22 protein-coding genes are annotated in these 17,463 nt (G+C 34.2%); 20 read left to right on the top strand and 2 right to left on the bottom strand.

What is annotated here, in order from left to right; translation table 11 throughout:
- Positions 1-54: 54 nt before the first annotated feature.
- Positions 55-255, bottom strand: a complete 201-nt coding sequence (locus NK213_RS16100; RefSeq protein WP_253350949.1) for a hypothetical protein — start codon at positions 253-255, stop codon at positions 55-57.
- 182 nt (positions 256-437) lie between these two features.
- Entirely contained in the window at positions 438-974 is a 537-nt protein-coding gene (locus NK213_RS16095) for a hypothetical protein (protein WP_253350947.1), read from the bottom strand.
- 261 nt (positions 975-1,235) lie between these two features.
- Here NK213_RS16095 and NK213_RS16090 point away from each other — a divergent pair, with 261 nt between their 5' ends.
- The 20 genes from NK213_RS16090 to NK213_RS15995 all read left to right on the top strand — a co-directional run bounded on the left by NK213_RS16090 (position 1,236) and on the right by NK213_RS15995 (position 17,363).
- A complete protein-coding gene (locus tag NK213_RS16090) occupies positions 1,236-1,802 on the top strand; it encodes a glucose-6-phosphate isomerase family protein (protein WP_253350945.1) in 567 nt (188 codons plus the stop codon).
- Between the two features lie 15 nt (positions 1,803-1,817).
- On the top strand, positions 1,818-3,581 hold the full coding sequence (locus NK213_RS16085) for a mannose-6-phosphate isomerase (RefSeq protein ID WP_253350943.1): 1,764 nt from the start codon (positions 1,818-1,820) through the stop codon (positions 3,579-3,581).
- A gap of 107 nt (positions 3,582-3,688) precedes the next feature.
- Positions 3,689-4,117 (top strand): PTS sugar transporter subunit IIA, encoded by a 429-nt coding sequence (locus NK213_RS16080; RefSeq protein WP_253350941.1) that lies wholly within the window; start codon positions 3,689-3,691, stop codon positions 4,115-4,117.
- 17 nt (positions 4,118-4,134) lie between these two features.
- Positions 4,135-4,620 (top strand): PTS sugar transporter subunit IIB, encoded by a 486-nt coding sequence (locus tag NK213_RS16075; RefSeq protein WP_253350939.1) that lies wholly within the window; start codon positions 4,135-4,137, stop codon positions 4,618-4,620.
- Between the two features lie 31 nt (positions 4,621-4,651).
- Positions 4,652-5,455, top strand: coding sequence for a PTS sugar transporter subunit IIC (locus tag NK213_RS16070; RefSeq protein ID WP_253350938.1), 804 nt, complete (start codon positions 4,652-4,654; stop codon positions 5,453-5,455).
- Complete coding sequence (locus NK213_RS16065; RefSeq protein ID WP_253350936.1) at positions 5,455-6,267, top strand: PTS system mannose/fructose/sorbose family transporter subunit IID; 813 nt, start codon at positions 5,455-5,457, stop codon at positions 6,265-6,267. The genes NK213_RS16070 and NK213_RS16065 overlap by 1 nt, the downstream gene beginning before the upstream one ends.
- A 92-nt stretch (positions 6,268-6,359) precedes the next feature.
- Positions 6,360-7,136: a glucose-6-phosphate isomerase family protein gene (locus NK213_RS16060; protein ID WP_253350934.1), complete on the top strand. Its 777-nt coding sequence runs from the start codon at positions 6,360-6,362 to the stop codon at positions 7,134-7,136.
- A gap of 25 nt (positions 7,137-7,161) precedes the next feature.
- Positions 7,162-7,920 carry a GntR family transcriptional regulator gene (locus tag NK213_RS16055; RefSeq protein ID WP_253350932.1) on the top strand — a complete coding sequence of 253 codons (759 nt, stop codon included), beginning with the start codon at positions 7,162-7,164 and terminating at the stop codon, positions 7,918-7,920.
- A gap of 334 nt (positions 7,921-8,254) precedes the next feature.
- Positions 8,255-8,794: a hypothetical protein gene (locus NK213_RS16050; protein WP_253350930.1), complete on the top strand. Its 540-nt coding sequence runs from the start codon at positions 8,255-8,257 to the stop codon at positions 8,792-8,794.
- A 20-nt stretch (positions 8,795-8,814) separates the two neighbouring features.
- On the top strand, positions 8,815-8,958 hold the full coding sequence (locus tag NK213_RS16045; protein WP_253350928.1) for a hypothetical protein: 144 nt from the start codon (positions 8,815-8,817) through the stop codon (positions 8,956-8,958).
- A 27-nt stretch (positions 8,959-8,985) separates the two neighbouring features.
- Positions 8,986-9,324, top strand: a complete 339-nt coding sequence (locus NK213_RS16040) for an N-acetyltransferase family protein (protein ID WP_371926452.1) — start codon at positions 8,986-8,988, stop codon at positions 9,322-9,324.
- A gap of 64 nt (positions 9,325-9,388) precedes the next feature.
- Positions 9,389-9,826 carry a hypothetical protein gene (locus tag NK213_RS16035; protein ID WP_253350925.1) on the top strand — a complete coding sequence of 146 codons (438 nt, stop codon included), beginning with the start codon at positions 9,389-9,391 and terminating at the stop codon, positions 9,824-9,826.
- 174 nt (positions 9,827-10,000) lie between these two features.
- Entirely contained in the window at positions 10,001-10,375 is a 375-nt protein-coding gene (locus NK213_RS16030) for an MmcQ/YjbR family DNA-binding protein (protein WP_253350923.1), read from the top strand.
- Positions 10,376-10,568: 193 nt separating this feature from the next.
- Positions 10,569-11,288 carry a GntR family transcriptional regulator gene (locus NK213_RS16025; protein ID WP_253350921.1) on the top strand — a complete coding sequence of 240 codons (720 nt, stop codon included), beginning with the start codon at positions 10,569-10,571 and terminating at the stop codon, positions 11,286-11,288.
- A gap of 87 nt (positions 11,289-11,375) precedes the next feature.
- On the top strand, positions 11,376-12,761 hold the full coding sequence (locus NK213_RS16020; RefSeq protein WP_253350911.1) for a glycoside hydrolase family 1 protein: 1,386 nt from the start codon (positions 11,376-11,378) through the stop codon (positions 12,759-12,761).
- 34 nt (positions 12,762-12,795) lie between these two features.
- A complete protein-coding gene (locus NK213_RS16015; RefSeq protein ID WP_253350909.1) occupies positions 12,796-14,100 on the top strand; it encodes a PTS sugar transporter subunit IIC in 1,305 nt (434 codons plus the stop codon).
- Between the two features lie 18 nt (positions 14,101-14,118).
- On the top strand, positions 14,119-14,385 hold the full coding sequence (locus tag NK213_RS16010; RefSeq protein ID WP_253350907.1) for a hypothetical protein: 267 nt from the start codon (positions 14,119-14,121) through the stop codon (positions 14,383-14,385).
- Between the two features lie 114 nt (positions 14,386-14,499).
- Positions 14,500-14,820 carry an NGG1p interacting factor NIF3 gene (locus NK213_RS16005; protein ID WP_253350905.1) on the top strand — a complete coding sequence of 107 codons (321 nt, stop codon included), beginning with the start codon at positions 14,500-14,502 and terminating at the stop codon, positions 14,818-14,820.
- Positions 14,821-15,168: 348 nt separating this feature from the next.
- Complete coding sequence (locus NK213_RS16000; protein ID WP_253350903.1) at positions 15,169-17,025, top strand: phage baseplate assembly protein V; 1,857 nt, start codon at positions 15,169-15,171, stop codon at positions 17,023-17,025.
- Between the two features lie 8 nt (positions 17,026-17,033).
- A complete protein-coding gene (locus tag NK213_RS15995; protein ID WP_253350895.1) occupies positions 17,034-17,363 on the top strand; it encodes a PAAR-like protein in 330 nt (109 codons plus the stop codon).
- Positions 17,364-17,463: the final 100 nt, after the last annotated feature.

Below are 17,463 nucleotides of genomic sequence, written 5' to 3'. Positions count from 1 at the left end.
TTTCAAAACACCTCTTTCTTTTTTTATTATATCATTGTTTAGATTTTGGTGTTCCTACTTTACTATAGCACTACATTTTTTGTTTTTGTAAAATGCTTTTGATTTCAGATTTCCGTTGTCATAGTATGTAACTACAGGACCGTTTAGAGTATAGCCCTGAAAATCTTTCAGGTTATATCCTTTTCCAATTCCCTGAACATTTCCGGTTTCAAGAAAATAATCAACCACAAAATATTCATTTCCGTTTTTTGACATAAGTTTTCTGAAATAAACAGCATCTTTAGAATCTTTTGATGTAAGATTACCGTCAGAATTATAATAGTAAACTATATCACCTTTTGAAAAATCAAGAGAGTCGAATTCAGCAATACCTGATTTCTGGAGTTTATAATTAAAGTTCTGGCTTTTAATAACATCATTATCTTTATAAGTCAGCGTTAATACTTTGGAACCGTCAGAATAAAATAGTGTAAAATCTCCGTCTGCAAATCCGTATGCGTAATTAGCTTCTGCATATTTTTTTCTTTATAATATAATGTACCTTTTCCGTTAGCGAGATTATTGGTAAAATTAACAACAGCAGCTACCTTTCCTTTTTCAAAAGTAGTTTTCTGGCCGTCTATTCTTCCGTTCTTCATATCCGCCACATAAGAAATAGTTTCATCTTTGTTATAGTATGCAAGCTTACCGTTTATACTGTCTTCATCATCAAGATCTCTTAACAGAAAAATTTTTTCCGGGGTATCAGTGTCTGCATAAAAATCTGCTACCAGATGATAGTTACCTTTCATTCCGTAACCTTTTCTGTAAAACATCGCATCCGGTTCTTCGACTATTTGTTTTTTTGTATTAAAATAAGCAATAATTTTTCCTTTGGAAAGATCAAGGTTATCATAATCTTTTATTCCAGATTTCTCAAGCGAAAAGCTAAAAGCAGAAACCAGAAATAAACATGCTAATATAAACTTTTTCATTATTGACCTCCGTTTCTTTAGATATCATATTTTAGCATAAATCTTTGAGATAATAAAACATTATTCGCAGGTTCAATTTTAAAATCATAAAATAAGAATACAGTAAATAATTTTTGGGAAAAAATAATTTTTTAAAATTAATCTTCAAAAAAAATATTGACAAAAATAAAAAAAGAGGTATAATAAAATCAAAATAAATGTACGGACATATACATACGTACATTTATAAAAATGGATAATGTCAATTAAAGGAGAGGATATATGGAAATAAAATCAAGTCTTTATTTCAATTTTGAAAATGGAGAATTTATGGATACTGGTAATGAAAAACTGGTTATTTCCAAGAAAAAATTCAAGGATCTGAAATCTGTTTTCCTAAAGCCTGAGGATAAGAATATAGACGACGAGGAAATAATGTATGAAGTAACAGGTTTTGTAAATAAAGAAAAAGCAGGTGAACTGAATTTCGGAGTTACAAAAATATTTCCCGGAACGGTAAACGGAGAATTTTACATGACAAAAGGACATTATCATGAAAAAATGTCTCACACAGAATACTATTGGGGAATACAGGGAAAAGGACTTTTGGTGCTGAAAGATACAGAAGGAAAATGCAGTGTTATTACTGTGGAAAAGAATTCTCTGCATTATATTCCGGAAAATACGGCACACAGACTCGTGAATATATCAGACGAGCCTTTGGTAGTGGGTGCCTGCTGGCCTTCAGATGCAGGGCATAATTATGGAGAGATACAGGAAAAAGGCTTTCCTGTGAGAGTTTTTAGAACTAATAGCGGATATTCAATTGATAAAATTACAGATAACTAAATAGGAGGAATTTAAATGAATCTGCCAGAACAAAAAAGGAACTATGAAAAGAACCCGGTTATAGAGATGAAAGGTTTTGAAAATGAGGCATTTCAGTCATATGAAACAATTTTAGGTGAATTAAAGAAAAAAACAGAAAATTTAAATAAAAAGAAAACAGTGATGGTACTGGATTATTATCACGGAGTAGATGAAAAAGAAGTATATGAAAATCTTGTCAGCAAAACAGGAGCTTCTAAACTTATAAATATAGAGGATTATAAACTTCCGGAAGAACAGCTGTCAGTGGAACTGAAAAGAGAAATAACTGAAGACAGAGTATTCGGTGTTTTAAGCGTAAGAACAATAGAAGAGTTTTTTGATATGAAAAAGATAGAAGAACTGAGAACTGAGATAAAGGCTGCTTCGGAAGGGCTGATAGCGGTATATGGTATAGGTGCCGGTCTTATAGAAGGCGACATTCTGGTGTATGCTGATATGGCAAGATGGGAAATACAGCAGAGATTTCGTAGAAAAGAACTGGATAACTGGGGTGTAGGAAACTTTGACGAAGATGTACTGAAAAAATATAAAAGAGCATTTTTTATAGAATGGAGAGTGCTGGACAGACATAAAAGAGAGTTATTTGGAAAAATGGACTATCTGCTTGACACAAATATAAAAAATGATCCAAAAATGATAAGCGGAGATGCATTCAGGGCAGCACTTGCACAGGCTGTAAATCAGCCGTTCAGACTTGTGCCGTTCTTTGATCCGGGTGTATGGGGCGGTCAATGGATGAAAGAAGTCTGCGGACTGGATAAAAGTCAGGAACAATATGCATGGTGCTTTGACGGGGTTCCTGAGGAGAATTCCCTGAAATTGAAATACGGAAATGTAGTTGTGGAAATACCGTCAATTGATCTTGTATTCTATAAACCGGTAGAGCTTCTCGGGGATAAAGTGCATGCCAGATTCGGAACTGAATTTCCTATAAGATTTGATTTTCTTGATACTATGGGCGGAGGAAATCTGAGCTTGCAGGTTCACCCGCTTACTGAATATATACAGGCAAAATTTGGAATGCATTATACACAGGATGAAAGTTATTATATGCTTGACAGCGGAGATGACGGAAGTGTATATCTGGGAACAAAAACAGGAGTAAAACCTGAAGAATTAATAGAAGAATTCAGAAAAGCCCAAAGAGGGGAAGGAGCTTTTCCTGATGAAAAATATATAAATAAATTTCCGGCGAAAAAGCATGATCACTTCCTGATACCAGCAGGGACAATACACTGCTCGGGGAAAAATGCAATGATTCTCGAAATAAGCGCTACACCGTTTATTTTCACATTTAAACTGTGGGACTGGGGAAGAGTGGGACTAGACGGACTTCCGAGACCAATACATATAGAACACGGAAAAGAAAATATACAGTATAACAGAAATACTGAATGGGTAGAAGCTAATCTGATAAACAGAATAGATAAAATAAGTGAAGGAGACGGCTGGAGAGAGGAAAGAACAGGTCTTCATGACAGAGAATTTATAGAAACAAGAAGACACTGGTTCAGCAAAAAAGTAACGCATAATACTAATGGTCTGGTAAATATGCTGAATCTGGTGGAAGGTGAAGAAGCAATAATAGAATCTCCTGAAAATAAATTCGAGCCGTATATTGTACACTATGCCGAAACATTTATCATTCCTGCGAATATAGGGGAATATACAATAAGACCTCATGGCGGATCAGAAGGAAAAGAAATTGCTACAATAAAAGCTTTTGTGAGAGTGTAGAGCTGGATTCTTAGATAAATCAAAAAGTTAAAATAAAAACTATGAAATAAATCAGACAGCCTGACAGATTAGATTCAGCTTTTGTCAGGCTGGCGGGAAGGAGAAAAATGCTTGGAATAATATTGGCAAGTCACGGAGATCTTGTTTATGGACTAAAAGATACATATACTATGGTTGCTGGGGATTTACCGGAAAATATAAAAATTATATCACTTAGGTCTGATTCTGATGCAGATACTTTCAAAAAAGAGTTTCATGAATTAATAAACAGTTTTCAGGATATTACCGGACTTGTGGTTCTGACAGATCTTGAAGGCGGGACACCATATAATACAGCCTGTACTTACTTTTATGATCCGGAGTTCAAAATAGAAACAGAGGTAATAACAGGAGTAAATTTCCCAATGCTTTTGGAAGCGGCCGAAAGTTCCGAAACTGTCCTCAGTGCAGCTGAGGCGGCGGAAAATATAATAAACACAGCTAAAGAAAGTGTAAAAAAAGCAGGAATAATTTTAGACGAAGAAGATGAATTCTAGTACTTTAGGAGGATAAAATGGCAATATCATTTGTAAGAGTAGACGACAGAGTAATACACGGGCAGATAGTCACAGCATGGTCAAAAGAATTTCCATGTGACGGAATTATAGCGGTGGACGATAAGATAGCTCAGGACCCTGTTTTGAGCAATGTGTTCAAAGGAGCAGCACCAAGCGGTGTAAAAGTATGGATTTTTGATGTGAAAACAGCTATAGAAAAACTGCCTAAAATCATAGAAAGTAATAAAAAATATTTTATTATAGCAAAAACACCGGTTGTTTTTCAGAGACTTACAGAAGGCGGAGCAGATTTGAGAAACGATAATGGTAATAAAATCAATGTAGGCCCTATGCATCTAAAAGACGGAGCAAGAACAATAGGACCAAATGCCGCTGTAACCAAAGAGGAAGAAGAGGCATTTGATTATCTGGCACAGAAATATAAAATAGAGTTTAAGTTAATACCGGATAAAAAAGCATATTATTGGGAAGAAGTGAAATAGAAAATTTTTTTATGGAAGGAATGATAAAAATATGTTCATACAGGCAGTTTTAATAGGAATATTTTGTTATCTCGGGGCGCTGAGCGTACCTTGGGCATTTGGTCTCACAGGAGGATGGTATACATTATCAAGACCATTGGTATCGGGATTAATCGTGGGAATTATTCTCGGGGATGTAAAAACAGGAATAATAGTAGGAGTAGCAGTACAAGCAGTATATATAGCACTTGTAACTCCCGGAGGAACAATGCCTTCTGACCTGAATTTCGTAGCATATCCTGCAATAGCTCTGGGAATTATGTCTGGGAAAGATCCGGAGGTAGCAGTAACTCTTGCTGCAACAATAGGAATATTAGGAACGGTTATCTTTAACTTTATGATGGTGCTTAATTCGTATTGGAATAACAAAGCAGATAAGGCAGTACAGGCCGGGAATATAAGGGGAGTGAAGCTGGCAAACGGATTATACCCGCAGATTACCACTTTTCTTATGAGATTTATACCTTCATTTATAGCTGTTTATTTAGGAGGACAATATATACAGACAATACTGGATCATATTCCTGATAAAGTAATAACTATGATGACTGTACTCGGAGGAATGCTTCCGGCAGTGGGAATAGCAATTCTTCTTAAACAGATAGTAAAAAGAAATGATTTATTAGTATACTTTTTAGTAGGATTCATAGGAATTACGTTCCTGAATCTGAATATGATAGCATTGGCAATGATAGGAGTATTGCTTGCATTGATACACTTTAACTATAAACCGTCAGCTGCACAGGGATCAAACAATAATAGAACGCAAAATGACGATGAGGAGGATGAATTTTAATGGCAGAAAAAAAATTAAGTAAAAAAACGCTTATAAAAAGCTGGAGAGACTGGATGATGTTTAATTTATCCTCAATGAGTTATGAAAGACTGGAATCTTTCGGATTTTGCCATTCTATGCTTCCTGTAATTGAAGAACTTTACGGCGGTAATGAAAAAGAAGTAAAAGAAGCTCTGGCAAGACAGTCAACATTTTATAATACAGAACCACAGCTTGGTTCAATAGTAAACGGAATTGTAGTAGGACTGGAAGAGAAGAGAGCCAATGGAGAAGCAGTGGACGAAGAAGTAATAAACGGAATAAAGATAGGAATGATGGGGCCGGTAGCCGGAATAGGAGATTCTATGATCCCGGGAATGTTAATTCCTATACTGCTGAGTATTGGAATGGGTCTGGCACAAGGTGGGAATATTTTAGGGCCGATTTTCTATATAGTAGTGTATAATGTATTAATAATAACAGGATCGTATTTCTTATTTATGAAAGGGTACAAATTAGGGACAGATGCAGTTAATCTTTTGATTGACGAAAGAGCAGAAAAAATGAAGGAAGCATTCGCTATATTAGGAGTATTTGTAACAGGCGGTATCGCTGCAAGTTATATGAATGTAGTCACAAAACTGGGATATAAAAACGGAAGTGTGGATATAAATATACAAAGTATTCTGGACGGAATTTTTCCTAAGTTAATACCGTTAATAATAGTTTTATTTACTTATTATCTTATGACAAAGAAAAAATTAAGTGCGATAAAAGTAATGCTTGTACTTCTGGCAATAGCAGTGATAGGAGTTTTACTGGGAATATTTTAGAAACCCGGAGAAAAATTAATAAAATAAAATATAAATATACTGTCAATAATGCACTTATTTATTAGTTGTTTACAAAAAAGTCAGGAGGAAAAATGATTTGGCCGGGATTTAATATAAAAATTAAAGAAAATCCGCTTGGATTTATCTATGAACCGGGAGTTTTCGGGCCGGAAGTGGAAAACAGAGATCTTGACTCTATAAGAAAAAGCCTGAAAAACCCAGATACAGACGGACCGGAAATAGTTTATTCCATAGCAATGGATGTAGGAAATGAAGCTGATAAAGCTGATCTGATAAAGAGAAATCTTTTGTATGGTGCAGTAATATATTCAAAAGGAAAACTGGGAGAAGAACCTGTGAGAAGTCAGGGACATATCCATAGTGTATCTGCATCATGCGGAATGTCAACGCCTGAAATATATGAGATATGGCAGGGGAAGGCAATCATTTACATGCAGGAAACAGCAGAGGATAATCCGGGAAGATGCTTCGCAGTAGAAGCTTCAGAGGGGGATGTGGTGATAGTACCGCCATATTGGGCTCATTATACAGTTAATGCAAATCCTGAAGAAAATATGGTGTTTGGGGCGTGGTGTGTAAGGGATTACGGATTTGATTACGATAAGGTAAGAGAACACAAGGGACTTGCATTTTTTCCAATATTGGAATACAATAATAAAATAAACTGGATAAAAAATGAATTATACAATAATCAGGAATTAGAAATAAAAAAACCTCGTCTTTATACTGAATTTGGGATAGAAAAAGGTATTCCCATATATGAGCAGTATGTAAATGACAGGGAGCAATTCATGTTTGTAGCAGATCCGGAATTAAAACTAAAAGAATGGAAGAATTTTATTCCTTAACTAATTTTTATGGGGGAATGCACTTATGAGAAAAGAAGTTGACAAGAATTCTGATGAAAAACTTTATAAACAAGTAGAGAATATATTACTTGAGCTTATAAATGAAGAACCTTACAATAAAGGGTTTTACCTGCCGAATGAACTTGAGCTTATGAAAAGGCTGAATGTAAGCAGACATACAATTAGAAAAGCAATGGACAGTCTGGTTCTGCGGGGACTTATCATTCGTGAAAAAGGAAGAGGAACAAAGGTTAATCTTGACAGAAAGAAAGTAAAAACGACTTTGAACTCATGGCATAGTTTTACAGATGAGATGTTTTCCCAAGGGTCTGAATTAAAGCATATAAATAAAAAGATAGTAATGGAAGAATTCCCTGATGAGATAAAGGAGACTTTCGGTCTCGACAGGAGTAAAGAATACACAGGGCCTGTACTGTACAGGGAGAGCGGTGTGAATGACAGCATAGATATATACTTCCAGAGTTACTTTAATCCGGGAATAAATCTGGATAAAGATGATGATTTTATAAATGGTAATTTTACAAAGCTTTATGATTATCTGGAAAAGAATTACGGTATTTTTACAGTAGTGTCAGATGAAGAAGTAACAGCAATGATGCCGACAGAAGAATTAAAAGAGATACTTGATATCAATGATAAAATACCGGTATTATGCAGAAAAAGACTTGTTTATGATAAGTTCGGGCAAAAAATAGAATATAATATAGGATATTACAGGGCTGACAGATTTGTGTATAATATAAGTCTAAAGCGTGAAGTATAGATATAAATTAGCTGTGTCAAAACATTTTGGCGCAGCTTTTTAATTTTGTCTTTGCCGGAAGGAAAAAAGATAAGTAAAAGTGCTTCCGTAGCATAATCAGATAAGAATATAAATACAGACGAAAAAGAGATTTGTAAAATGGCAAAGCTGCGATAAAAATACTTTTTATAATGATTTCAAAAGTGTAGAAAAGCTATTATACAAATGATTTTGTTAACATAAATAAAATAAATTTTATTTTTTTGCAAATTCATAGTATAATAACATAACAAAATAGTTAATGTACTAAAAGAAAAAAACGCGCATAAAATAAAAATCATAGAAGGAGAAAAAAATGACAGAAAACAAGGAATTTCAAGAGAAAATAAAAGAATTAATGAGCAGTTCGGAATTTTTGCATTATTTCCACAATACAATAGAAATAAATTATGCTGTATTCTTCATATTATTTAGCGTAGTATGGTCAATGGAAAGAAATGAAGGTAATAATGAAGATAATTTAAAATTGCTTTATCCTGTTAATGGAAAAGGATTCGGGACTGAATTTGAAATAGTGTCGTTCAGAATAGTAACAAATGAAAGCGGATATGGAAATGTTATTTTCACAGATAATAACGGACATGAGCTTTCTATGGAATTGATAAGTGCATTATACTTAATGGAAGCTTCATTTAGTGCATTGTCTAATTACAGCGGAGAAAAACTGGATTTTCTGATAAAGAATATAGAGGGGAATGTAGACAGATTCCTGAACGAGCGTAGTCAGCATGATCATGAGCATGGCGAAGGCTGCGGGTGTGGTCATGACCATAACCATGAAGACTGTGATTGCGAAGAAGGGCATGAATGCGGATGCGGTCATAATCACGGGTAATACAGAAACGGGGAAAATAAATGGAACTATTGGAAGCAAAGGGTGCCCAGGATTTTAAATTTCTTTATGAACTGGAAACTGATCCTGAAATTATCCATTATTATCATCCTAATTTTAGTGAGGATGGGGAAATGGAGTTTTTGAGTTACGACAAGGCACTGTAAGAATATGAAAACCAAAATACAAAAAAAATATATATTGTAAAATTGGAAAGCGAAAGAGCAGGAACTTTTTCAGTAATCAGAAATTTTGGCTGTCTTGTAAAAAAGACAGAGAACACTGCATGGATATCTTTAGCCTTTCTGAAAAAATATCATGGCAGCCAGCTGATAAAAGATTCATATTTTTTATTTGAAAAACAGCTGAAAAATGATGGTTATGACAGAATTGAGCTTGGAGTATTCGAATTTAATATACGAGCCAGAAAATTTTATGAAAAACTCGGATACAAGCAGATAGCGTGTCTGAATGATTTTACATATTATAACGGAAAATGGTGGGCAGATTACAGATACGAGAAAATTATATAAAATAAAAGCCAAATTTTATAAAACAATCAAAAAGAAACAAGAAATATCAGTGGGGTAAAAACATATGTCAAGAATAATTATTTTTTATTCCCGTACAGGAAACACTAAAAGTGTAGCAGAAGAGTATGCGGGAGAAAATAAAACAGCTATTTATGGAATAAAGGATTTGGTAAACAGGAGAGGTTTTTTTGGGGTTGTTAGATCGGCATTTCAGGCTTTGTTAAAAAAAGCGACGCCGATAGACGAAGTATCAATAGACATTTCTGCTTACAGCAGGGTAATACTGTGTACACCTGTCTGGTTCGGGGGAATACCGGCTCCGGTGAGAACATTTATTATGAAATACGGTCAGCTGGTAAATAAAGTGGAATATATAGTTACATATAAGAATGAAAAAAAAGATTACAGAAAAACTATGAAAGAAATGGACAAACTGATGGGTAAGGTACATATCAGAGAAGCACATGTACTAATATCAGGTAAGTCCGGAGATCAAACGTAACAATAATACAGAGTGGCTGTGCCGGGAAAAAGGCACAGTCATTTTATAAAATGAGAATATCTGAATTTTCTAAAAATGTTGATAATTTTTATAGTAAGGTTTAAAATAAAAATATAGAATAATCAGAATCTGAATTTTTTGTTTTATAAATAAATAGAGAAATGGGGAGATATAATGTCAAAATTTAAGACATATAAAAAAATCTGCTTAATGCTGCCGGAAAGCGAAGAAACATATCCTTTCGGCCCGGAAAACTGTGTAATAAAAGTAAGCGGGAAAATATTTGCTATTTTGGATGAAATAGAAATATCTCTGAAATGCAATCCTGATATTGCCCTTGATTACCGTGAGATGTATAAGGGAGTAAAGCCGGGCTATCATTTGAATAAAAAACACTGGAATACTGTGGTATTTGAATCAGATGTAAAAAGAAAGGCCCTGATAGAGATGATAGTACATTCGTATAAGTGCGTAGCAGGAAAAATGACAAAATCCACGAGAGAAATGCTGCTTACTAAATTAGAAGACCAGATGGAATTTTTGAAATAAAAAAATATTTGAAAATTTCTGCTTCATAAAAGAAGCAGAAAATAATAAATAGTACGAGAAAAGTTATTTTAAAGCTAGAATGCGAAATAATAAACATCTTTATTTTTTATATGAAATATGGTACATTAAAGAAAAAAGTACCTGTAAATACTGTAATAAAAATATAAACCTTAATAACTGCGGAAGGGGAAAAATGAAAAAGTATCTGGCTATTTCAAAAGATATTCGGGAAAAGATATTTAATAAAATATATAAACAGGGAATGAAGCTCCCTTATGAGTATGAGCTGTGTGAAGAATATAAATGTAATAAGCAGACTATGAAAAAAGCCTTGGAAATACTTGTGGGCGAAGGGCTGATCATAAGAAGAAGAGGAGCGGGAACCTTTGTAAAAAATACAGTTAACACAGAGGGAACGCCTGAGCTTACTTACGGTCATTATATAAAAGGATTTACCAAACATTTTATGACTCTGGGAGAAGTGGAAACAAAGGTACTTCAGTTTAATGTAGTTCCTTCTGACCGTGAAACAGCAGATAAACTGAAGATAAAAAAAGGGGATTTTGTATATTGTATAGAACGTGTACGAAAAGTTAACGGAATTCCTCATGTAATAGAACTCATGTATATGCCCATAGCAATTATTACCAATCTTAGACAGGAAGATGTCGAAGGCTCTATATACACATATATAGAAGAGGAGCTTGGTAAAAAAATACAGGGAAGCAATCAGCTGATAAAAGCTTATCCTTCCAATGAACATGATCAGAATTATTTGAAGCTGGATATATGTGAGCCGATAGTAGAAGTGGAAAAAACAGCTTATTTAACAACAGGGGTACCATTTGAATACTCAAAACTAAGATTTCATTATAAACATTTCAGTTTCTACGCAGTAGTAAATAAGATGTAAAGTAAAAGGATTATCTCAAATCAGGTAGTCTTTTTTTATTTAAAATAAATACTAGTATATATTTTTAAACTAGCACAGGAGGAAGAGATGGAAAAGAAATATTTGTTCCCGGAAAAATTTTGGTGGGGAGCATCAACAAGCGCTACACAGACTGAAGGAGTGGAACCCGGTGATGGAAAAGGGGAAAATATCTGGGATTACTCATCAAAAGAATTTAATAACAGATTTTATGACGGAATCACAAGTGAGCGAACTTCTACTTTTTACAAAAATTATAAAAAAGACATAAAACTTATGAAAGACATACATCTAAACTCATTTCGTACATCTATATCATGGTCCAGACTAATACCTGAAGGAACAGGAAAAATAAATGAAAAAGCAGTAGAATTTTACAACAATGTTATAAACGAACTTATAGAACAGGGAATAGAACCGTTTATAAATCTTTATCACTTTGATATGCCAATGGTTTTACAGAAAAAAGGCGGTTTTGAGAACAGGGAAGTAGTGGAAGCTTATACAGAATATGCCAGAAAATGTTTTGAGCTTTTTGGTGACAGGGTGAAATACTGGTTTACCTTTAATGAACCAATGATACCCGCAGAAGCAGGGTATCTTCATGACAGACACTACCCTTATGTGGCAGACTTTAAAAGAGCGGCAAAAGTGCTTCATAATATTATAATTTCTCATTGTAAGGCTGTGGAAATATACAGGGATATGGCACTTCAAGGGAAAATAGGAATCATAATGGATGTAATTCCTGTATATCCCAGAAGTGAAAATCCGGCAGATTTGAAGGCAGCTGAGGCAGCGGATTTATTCTATACACGCAGTATTAACGAACCGATACTTCTTGGGAAATATCCGGCGGAATTAATAGAGATACTGAAAGAATATGATCAGGTTCCTCGGACAGAAGAAGGTGACCTTGAACTGATAGAAAAGACAAAGATAGATATTCTGGGGATAAATTACTACAAGCCGAGAAGAGTAAAAGCAAAAGAATATGAAGTAAATAAAAACGGAATTTTTATGCCTGAATGGTTCTTTGATTCTTATGAAATGCCGGGGAGACGGATGAACAGATCAAGAGGAATAGAAATATATCCTAAAGGCATCTATGATATAGCTGTAACAATAAAAGAGAAATATAATAATATACCTTGGTTTGTCTCAGAAAACGGGATAGGTATAGAAGGCGAAGAAAAATTCATAGAGAATGGAATGGTACAGGATCAGTACAGGATAGATTTTCTTACGGAACATCTGCAGTATCTGCATAAGGGAATGGAAGAAGGGAGTAACTGTCTAGGGTATCAGATGTGGACTTTTATAGACTGCTGGTCATGGATAAATGCTTATAAAAACAGATATGGCTTCTACAGACTTGATTATGATACACAGGAGCGTACAGTGAAAAAGTCCGGTTTATGGTTCAGAGATGTTATAGATAATAATGGTTTTTAAATAAGTAAAATTTATAGGAAGAAAGGAAATTAGAATGGAGAAGGTATTAGAAAGATTCGCAGAGAAAATGATGCCTGTGGCAAATGCAATAGGGAGTCAGAGGCATATGCAGGCGGTAAGAAACGGGTTGATTTCAATATTGCCGCTTACTATTGTAGGTTCGTTTTTTGTAATATTGCTGAATATTCCGATAAACGGATATGCAGAGTTAATAGCGCCGTATAAAGAGGCACTTGATATTCCGTTTCGTTTTACTGTTGGTATAATGTCCTTATATAGCGCGTTTACTATAGGGTCTTTTCTTGGGAAAGGCTACAAGCTTGATGATGTAACCAGCGGTTTTCTGGCTATGCTGGCAACTATACTTATGATTGTACCTGTAAATATAAAAGAAGGTATTACTACAACAGGAGCAGCAGTATCAGGAAGATACATCCCAATAGCACCGCTTAGTTCACAGGGACTTTTTGGAGCTATAGTTGCTTCGCTTATAGCAGTAGAGATTTATCGCTTTATAAAAGAGAAGAAAATAGAAATAAAAATGCCTGACGGGGTTCCGCCAGTGGTGGCAAGCTCATTTGCAGCTTTGTTTCCCACGCTTATCATAATAATAATATTTTGGATACCGCGTCATTTTTGGGGATTTGATCTAAACGGGATTATATCATTTGTAATTTCTCCGCTGAAAATATTTTTAACGGGAAATAATCTTATAGGCGGGGTTTTGACACAGTTTTTTATATGTTTATTCTGGATTTTCGGTATACACGGACATGCGGTTTTGGGGCCTATAATAAGACCATTCTGGGATCAGGCTATAATACAGAATATGGAATTATTTCAGGCAGGAACAAGTGCTTTTCAGCTTCCAAATATATTTACAGAGCAGTTTTTTCAATGGTATGCGCAAATGGGCGGAACCGGAGGAACTCTGGCGCTGGTAGTGCTGTTTATGACATCAAAGTCGCAGTATCTGAAACAGCTTGGGAAATTATCAATACTTCCCGGAATTTTCAATATAAATGAGCCTATGATATTCGGGGCGCCTATAGTAATGAATCCTCTTCTGGCAGTGCCGTTTATGCTGGTTCCTGTAGTTAATACCATTATTGTATATATTTTTACAGCACTGAATATTATACCAAGAATGATGGTGAAACCGCCGTTTACACTGCCGGCGCCGTTAGGAGCATTGGTAACAACGAACTGGAACTGGATGGCATGTGTACTTGTATTTATATGTTTTTTTGTATCAATGGCTATATATTATCCGTTTTTCAAAATGTTTGAAAAAAGAACACTGGATAATGAAAATGTACAGTCCGCAGAAGCACAGTAGAAAGAAAAGGTGTAAATTATGTATTCGATATTAGGAACAGTTATTTTAGCTGTAGTTATAATACTGACCCGTATTATTTTCGGGAAAAGTCAAAAACTGGTGAAGATGGGGACGTTTCAGCTTGTATTTTTGAGTATAGGCGGGGTGATACTGAGTATATTAATATGTGCAGCACTGGGAAACAGATTTTACGGATTAATAATTTTGGTTACGGTATTTTTCGCTGGCTTGATACAGATACATTATGTAAAAAGAGTAGAAAGATACAATGAAACAGGAAAATAAAAATATATTTTCTAAAATTATGGTCGAAATAAAAATAAAGTGGTATCATATTAGGGAGAGCAATATTGTTCTCCCTTTTTAGATAATTAATTTTGGAAAGCGAGGAAGATTGGAATGTATAAACTTGTCTTTTTTATACCTGAGGAATATAAAGAAAATGTGAAGAAAGCTTTATTTGATGCAGGTGCAGGAAAATATGAGAACTATGATATGTGTTCTTTTGAAGTAAAGGGTACAGGACAGTTCAGGCCGCTTACAGGAAGTAATCCTTTTTTGGGGAAGGAAGGGGAATTGGAGAGGGTAACAGAATACAGGATAGAAATGCTGTGTTCGGGCAGGTGTATAGAAAATGTAGTGGAAACACTGCTGAAAGTACATCCTTATGAGGAACCGGCATATGAGATATATAAAGTGTATGATAAAAGGATTTTTTAGGAATTGGATTTTTGAGATTTAGTGAATGCCTGTGTGGAGAGGTCTCTGTGTGGGTATTTTTTTGTATTTAAATTTTTAGGTTTGTGTATATTTAATATTGGTATTTTTTATTAAGATATTTGTAATATTTTATGGTTTGGAATTCCATATATAGTTCACATTAGGATGTTAGAATAAAAAATAAGTTTTAAGTTAATATAAAGTATGATATACTTGCAAAGTAATATTTTTATTTAATATATTGTAAAAGAAAAATTATCAGTAATGAATTGTAAATTTATAGAAATTTGTAATAGTTAAGTGATAATTTTTTATTTATATGAAAATTTTATTCTGGAGGGTGAATTAATGAGAGAGAAAAAAGTATTAGATTTGAACATAGGAGCTGATATTGAGAAAAAAGAAGAAGAGAGTGGAAATTCACTAGAAGGGAAAATTTCTGGTAAAGGAAACACTGAAATTAAAAGTAATGAGACAGGCAGCGTCTTGGAAAGGTCTCTTGGAGAAAGTGGAAAAACAAGTGTTGGTGAAACACTTCTTGGCGGCTTAGCCGGAAGTACAATGACAGAGGCTTTCAGGAATATGATGAAGTCACCTGTAGGCACAGTTGGCAGTAATACTATGAATGGAAGTGGTATTGTTGAGAGTATGGAACAGATAAAAGCGCCGGTTCTTTACAGGGGGAAAAACATAAGGCTGTGGATAAATGAAGAACTCATGGATATCAAAGATGTGGAAATGAATATAACAAAAGAAGTTGGTAAACATGATTATTTATTTATGAAATTTACAATAAAAACAGAAGAAGTAAGTAAATATTATTCATATGTGTTCTCTTTTGATAATCTTCTTGAGGTAGATCTGGCTGAAAGTGAAATGAAGTTTAAGAGGGTATTTCATGGGCTTAATATTGAAAAGATAGAAATAGAGGAAAGTACAGGGGAGAGGTCTGTGGTGATAATAAAATCGCTCTCATGTACTTATCAAATGGATAAAATAAAGAAATTTAAGTCATTTCAGAGTATGGGGATTACTTATAAAGATATAGTTACTGCAATAATGGAGAATTATCCAGAAATAGAACTGTTTGCTGGTAGTGAATTGAATGGGAGCTTAAAGAAGCCATATATTCAATACAATGAGACAGACTGGGAATTTTTGAACAGGATAGCAGGAGATTTGAATATACCAGTATTTTCACATTTGAATTCTATAATAATGGGAAATAAAATAAATCTTATGGAGGAAGAGGCTGAATTAAGAAATAGTGTTTATGGAAAGTCCCGTGATGGTGTAAATATAATGTTTAATGTAAAGAAATCAACACAGCCGGTGAATGCAGGGCAGAGAATGATTATATCCGTTCCCAATCAGGGATATAACGGGGAAGAGGGCAAAGATATCCGAATAGTGTCGAAAGCATATATAAGAATGGATGGAGATCAGGTAATTACAGATTATGAACTGATACAGGAAAGTCATGAATTTTATCCGGTTTCACACAGTACACTGGAAGGAAAGTCTATTGAGGGAACAGTGATGGAAGTAGTATCGGAAGATGGTATAGCAAAGATGAAGGTGGATTTAAGTGTAGGGTTAATGAAGGCAGCTGATAGTGATAAAAGTGAGGGTTATGAAGATGAATATAAGGGTGGATTCAATTTTCCATATATGACTGGTTTCAGTTCTTCAAATACAGGTTTTTTCTGTGTTCCAGAAAAAGGCGATCAGGTTATGCTGGTATTTAATTCAAGAAATGAAAGTTATGCATATATACTACAAGGAGCAGTGAATAGTTCTGGAAATGACAGATTTAATAATCCTAATGTAAGAAATTATACTTTAGGCGGAGACGATAGTGCGGGCGGGAAGCCAATGTTTGAATTTCAGCTGAGTAGCAAGGTTTTTAATGTGAATGTAACAGATTCTATAAATATGAATGCAAAAAATAAAATAAGTAATATATCTGAAAATGGAATAGAAATAGCTGGAAAAAGTAATGTTAGTATAGTGAGTAATGAAGAAATGATAATTATTTCAAATAATTTAAGAGAAATGGTTGGGAGTGATAAAATAGTACATGCAAATAATAGCAATGAGGTTATTTCAGGGACAAAAAATACAATGTCTTCTGATTGTAACATGGGGACATCAGGAGTAATGAGCATAAGCGGTGGAGGAGACGTAATAATTAATAAGGGATAGGAGAGCATATGAGCGGTATTTCAGAAGATGAAAAGTATGTTTTTGATAAAGCACTTATAAAATGTACATGTGGTAGTGCAAAAGAAAAATTAAAAATTTTAGATAATAATAGATTTAAATTAGGAAGTTTAAATAAAAGAGTGGCAATTGAGACTGACTGTATTCAAGGGGAAAACTTTAGAACTTTTGGATTATGTACCAGAGTAGGTATATGTATAACTAATATAAAAATAATGGGTAATTGGGAAAACACGCATGAGATAAAAGTAAATGGAATGAAGCCACTTCAGAAAAAATCATTTTTAAAATGTAAAAATGGAGTGTACTTATGTCAATAATGTGGACACATTTATCTTGTCTATTAGAGCCTGTGATAAAAAGTCTGTAAATAAAAAAATCTTTTTATGATAAACTAAAAACAGGAGGACTTTATTATGA

This window comes from Sebaldella sp. S0638 (assembly GCF_024158605.1).
GTDB lineage: Bacteria > Fusobacteriota > Fusobacteriia > Fusobacteriales > Leptotrichiaceae > Sebaldella.
Note: the sequence above shows the minus strand (reverse complement) of the source record. Positions and strands in the feature narration are given on the sequence as shown.

Bases quoted from the DNA above. Each gene is read 5' to 3' on its own strand.
- NK213_RS16035 (WP_253350925.1), top strand. From the start codon at position 9,389: ATGTCAAGAATAATTATTTTTTATTCCCGTACAGGAAACACTAAAAGT.
- NK213_RS16095 (WP_253350947.1), bottom strand. From the start codon at position 974: ATGAAAAAGTTTATATTAGCATGTTTATTTCTGGTTTCTGCTTTTAGC.
- NK213_RS16000 (WP_253350903.1), top strand. From the start codon at position 15,169: ATGAGAGAGAAAAAAGTATTAGATTTGAACATAGGAGCTGATATTGAG.
- NK213_RS16070 (WP_253350938.1), top strand. From the start codon at position 4,652: ATGTTCATACAGGCAGTTTTAATAGGAATATTTTGTTATCTCGGGGCG.
- NK213_RS16090 (WP_253350945.1), top strand. From the start codon at position 1,236: ATGGAAATAAAATCAAGTCTTTATTTCAATTTTGAAAATGGAGAATTT.
- NK213_RS16010 (WP_253350907.1), top strand. From the start codon at position 14,119: ATGTATTCGATATTAGGAACAGTTATTTTAGCTGTAGTTATAATACTG.
- NK213_RS16100 (WP_253350949.1), bottom strand. From the start codon at position 255: ATGTCAAAAAACGGAAATGAATATTTTGTGGTTGATTATTTTCTTGAA.
- NK213_RS16045 (WP_253350928.1), top strand. From the start codon at position 8,815: ATGGAACTATTGGAAGCAAAGGGTGCCCAGGATTTTAAATTTCTTTAT.
- NK213_RS16085 (WP_253350943.1), top strand. From the start codon at position 1,818: ATGAATCTGCCAGAACAAAAAAGGAACTATGAAAAGAACCCGGTTATA.
- NK213_RS16015 (WP_253350909.1), top strand. From the start codon at position 12,796: ATGGAGAAGGTATTAGAAAGATTCGCAGAGAAAATGATGCCTGTGGCA.
- NK213_RS16075 (WP_253350939.1), top strand. From the start codon at position 4,135: ATGGCAATATCATTTGTAAGAGTAGACGACAGAGTAATACACGGGCAG.
- NK213_RS16080 (WP_253350941.1), top strand. From the start codon at position 3,689: ATGCTTGGAATAATATTGGCAAGTCACGGAGATCTTGTTTATGGACTA.
- NK213_RS16050 (WP_253350930.1), top strand. From the start codon at position 8,255: ATGACAGAAAACAAGGAATTTCAAGAGAAAATAAAAGAATTAATGAGC.
- NK213_RS16005 (WP_253350905.1), top strand. From the start codon at position 14,500: ATGTATAAACTTGTCTTTTTTATACCTGAGGAATATAAAGAAAATGTG.
- NK213_RS16020 (WP_253350911.1), top strand. From the start codon at position 11,376: ATGGAAAAGAAATATTTGTTCCCGGAAAAATTTTGGTGGGGAGCATCA.
- NK213_RS15995 (WP_253350895.1), top strand. From the start codon at position 17,034: ATGAGCGGTATTTCAGAAGATGAAAAGTATGTTTTTGATAAAGCACTT.
- NK213_RS16055 (WP_253350932.1), top strand. From the start codon at position 7,162: ATGAGAAAAGAAGTTGACAAGAATTCTGATGAAAAACTTTATAAACAA.
- NK213_RS16065 (WP_253350936.1), top strand. From the start codon at position 5,455: ATGGCAGAAAAAAAATTAAGTAAAAAAACGCTTATAAAAAGCTGGAGA.
- NK213_RS16060 (WP_253350934.1), top strand. From the start codon at position 6,360: ATGATTTGGCCGGGATTTAATATAAAAATTAAAGAAAATCCGCTTGGA.
- NK213_RS16025 (WP_253350921.1), top strand. From the start codon at position 10,569: ATGAAAAAGTATCTGGCTATTTCAAAAGATATTCGGGAAAAGATATTT.
- NK213_RS16030 (WP_253350923.1), top strand. From the start codon at position 10,001: ATGTCAAAATTTAAGACATATAAAAAAATCTGCTTAATGCTGCCGGAA.